This window comes from bacterium, assembly GCA_035703895.1.
Classification (GTDB): domain Bacteria; phylum Sysuimicrobiota; class Sysuimicrobiia; order Sysuimicrobiales; family Segetimicrobiaceae; genus Segetimicrobium.
This window is the reverse complement of the sequence record DASSXJ010000299.1, coordinates 1-3,249: the sequence shown is the minus strand read 5'-3', so window position 1 is coordinate 3,249 and position 3,249 is coordinate 1. Positions and strand designations below refer to the sequence as shown.

General features: G+C 64.6%; 4 protein-coding genes. 3 read left to right on the top strand and 1 reads right to left on the bottom strand.

Translation table 11 applies throughout. The features are described 5' to 3' along the window. On the bottom strand, nucleotides 1–452 hold a 452-nt coding region (locus VFP86_19600; GenBank protein ID HET9001855.1), incomplete at its 3' end, for a hypothetical protein. Between the two features lie 99 nt (nucleotides 453–551). Between VFP86_19600 and VFP86_19595 the strand changes: the two genes are divergently transcribed. From VFP86_19595 to VFP86_19585, 3 genes are all read left to right on the top strand, one after another. Next, nucleotides 552–932 carry a hypothetical protein gene (locus VFP86_19595; protein HET9001854.1) on the top strand — a complete coding sequence of 127 codons (381 nt, stop codon included), beginning with the start codon at nucleotides 552–554 and terminating at the stop codon, nucleotides 930–932. Between the two features lie 128 nt (nucleotides 933–1,060). Continuing rightward, nucleotides 1,061–2,317 (top strand): adenosylhomocysteinase, encoded by a 1,257-nt coding sequence (gene ahcY / locus VFP86_19590; GenBank protein ID HET9001853.1) that lies wholly within the window; start codon nucleotides 1,061–1,063, stop codon nucleotides 2,315–2,317. A gap of 48 nt (nucleotides 2,318–2,365) precedes the next feature. Beyond that, nucleotides 2,366–3,249: aminotransferase class I/II-fold pyridoxal phosphate-dependent enzyme (locus tag VFP86_19585; protein ID HET9001852.1), on the top strand; the 884-nt coding region annotated here is incomplete at its 3' end.

Here is a 3,249-nt window from a genome sequence, read left to right as displayed (position 1 = left end):
GCGCCGTCTTTGTACTTCAGGTACAGCATACGGTTCTCGACCCGGGCCGCGTACTCCATCACCGTGGCGTTCGTCATGACGTTCCCCGAATCCATGGGAAACTGGCCTTCACGAGACCGCCCCCTATATTCGGGTGGGAGGATGTTGATCAAGATCGCGGTGAGTGTCCCATTGTCCTCCCGCTTTGCGGTGACCGCCAAGAAGTCGTCCGGTTTGATGCTCTCAAGGGACGCTCTCCGGCGGCCGATGAGGAAGGTCGTGGGGGAGACCTTCACGGGGGTGACGCCGGCTCCCGTCACGGCGACCGTGATGCCGTCGCCTCCCACGCCCTTGATGGTGCCCTCGCGAACAATGTTGGTGGATTGGGCGCTCCCCGGAACGATGACACCGCCCAGGATGCCCGTCCCGGCAAACATGATAGCGAACACCGCTCCCCGCACCTGCCGGCGCATCGCTCCCACCCCCTTTGGTCGGTGACTCGAGATGTCAGGCGGGTTCTGTTCGGGTGGAGGAGAACCCTCCCTTGACAGTTGCTTTGGAAAGGGGATTGCATGAACATCGCAGCGTTGATCGCACGCATGCTCCTTGGCCTGGTCTTCCTTGTATTTGGCCTGAATGGGTTCTTGAACTTCATCCCGGGGTCTTTGCCTTCGGGGCCGGCAGGCCAGTTCCTGAGCCTCCTCATACAGTCACATTACGACCTCGTTGTATCCGCGCTGCAACTCGCCGGCGGCGTACTGCTGCTGGTGAACCGCTACGTGCCACTGGCGCTCGTTCTGCTTGGCCCCGTGATCGTGAACATCGTGCTCTTTCATCTCCTCATGTATCCGGATGGCCTGCCATTGGCGGTCCCGGTCGCAATCTTGTGGGGCATTGTCGCACTTCGTCACCGTCAATACTTCTCAGGCATATTTGTTCGGCGGGCGTCATGAGGGTGTCCACGCCCGATTCGCCTTGAAAAGTAAGGATTTTTCGAAGTCTGTCGAACTCTACAGGTATATGGGAATATAATAAAGCGTCTCACGTACATCCATGGATTGGAGAAGGGAAGGGGCGAACGGTGCAATCGGACATTCAGGATTTGAGCCTCGTCAAACAAGGATGGCAGCGCATCGGGTGGGCGGAAGCCGAGATGCCGGTCCTCCGCCTGATCCGAGAGCGGTTTACCCACGAGCAACCTCTCAAAGGCCTGCGCATCGCAGCGTGTTTGCACGTCACGACCGAGACCGCGAACCTCATGCGAACGCTGCAGGCCGGCGGCGCGTCCCTGGCCCTCTGTGCCAGCAATCCGCTCTCGACGCAGGACGACGTCGCGGCGGCTCTCGTCGAGCACGTGCACATGCCGGTGTTCGCCAAGCGCGGCGAGGACCGGGACACCTACTACCGGCACATCGACCAGGTGCTGGCCACGCGTCCCAACGTGACCATGGATGACGGGGCGGACCTGGTCTCCGTGTTGCATCACTCGCATACCGCGCTGCTCAAAGACGTGGTCGCCGGGACGGAGGAGACGACCACCGGGGTGATCCGGCTCCGCAGCATGGCGCAGGCGGGGGCCCTCCGGTATCCCATCGTGGCGGTCAACGACGCCAACACGAAGCATCTCTTCGACAATCGCTACGGGACCGGCCAGTCGACGCTTGACGGCCTGATCCGGGCCACCAATCTGCTCCTCGCGGGCCGAACCCTCACCGTGGCGGGGTACGGATCCTGTGGCCGCGGGCTCGCGATGCGCGCGAAGGGCATGGGCGCGCAGGTCGTCGTCACCGAGGTCGATCCACTCCGTGCCCTCGAGGCTCACATGGACGGCTACCGGGTGATGCCGATGCTGGCCGCGGCGCGCATTTCCGATGTCCTCCTGACGGTCACGGGGGACACGTCGGTCATCCGCCGGGAGCACTTTGAAGCGATGAAGGACCGAGCCATCGTGGGGAACTCCGGTCACTTCAATGTTGAACTCGACATCCCGGCGCTGGCCGAACTCGCCGCGGAGCGACGGCAGGTGCGCGAGCACGTGGAGGAGTTCCGCCTGCGCGACGGACGGCGGATCTATGTGCTGGCGGAAGGGCGGCTCCTCAACCTCGCCGCCGCGGAAGGCCACCCCGCGGCCGTCATGGACATGAGTTTCGCGAATCAGGCGCTCGCGGTGGAACACCTGGCCCGTCATGGGCGCACGCTGGCCCCCGATGTGTATCCGGTTCCCGCGGAGATCGACCAGCAGGTGGCGGTGCTGAAGCTCGACGCCGAAGGGGTCGAGATCGACACGCTGACCCCGCAGCAGGAACAGTATCTCCGGTCCTGGCAGGAGGGCACCTAAACGCCTAGCGCATCCGACGAAGGACCAGGGGGCGCGCTGGCCGAGCGGATGCGTCTCCTCGGCACCGAGACGGCGTTTGAGGTCCTCGCGAAGGCGAACGCGCTCGAGGCGGCCGGACGCTCGATCATTCACCTCGAAATCGGCGAACCGGATTTCGATACCCCCGACCACATCAAGGAGGCCGCGATTCGTGCCCTCCGCGATGGGTACACCCACTACACGCCGGCGGCGGGGCTGCGCGAGGCGCGCGAGGCGATCGCCGAGCACGTCGGGTTGCGGCGGGGGATCACGGTCGACCCGGACGAAGTGGTGATCACGCCGGGCGCCAAGCCCGTCATGTTCTTCGTGATGCTGGCCCTGCTCAATCCCGGCGATGAGGTGATCGTCCCCGATCCCGGGTTCCCGATCTACGCGTCCGTGGCGCGGTTCGTGGGAGGGCATGCGGTGTCGTGGGCGCTTCGGGAAGCCAGGGAGTTTCGGGCGGACCCGGAGGAACTCCGGACCCTGCTGACCCCGCGGACGAAGCTGATCGTCCTCAACTCGCCGCACAATCCAGCGGCGAGCGTGTTGTCCCCGCACGACCTCGAGGCGATCGCCGAGATCGTGCGGGGGCGGCCCGTGACGATCCTCGCCGATGAGATCTACGGCCGGATCCTGTACGAGGGGGCGTTCGCCAGTCTGGCCAGCATTCCGGAGGTGCGGCCGCAGGTCGTGATCCTCGATGGCTTCAGCAAGACCTACGCGATGACCGGATGGCGGCTGGGCTACGGCGTCATGCGCGCCGACCTCGCCGCCCGAATCACCCAACTGATGGTGAACTCCAACTCGTGCACGGCGGCGTTCACGCAAATCGCGGGCATCGCGGCGTTGCGGGGTCCCCAGGACTGCGTTGATCGAATGGTCGCGGAGTTTCGGCGGCGGCGCGACGTGAT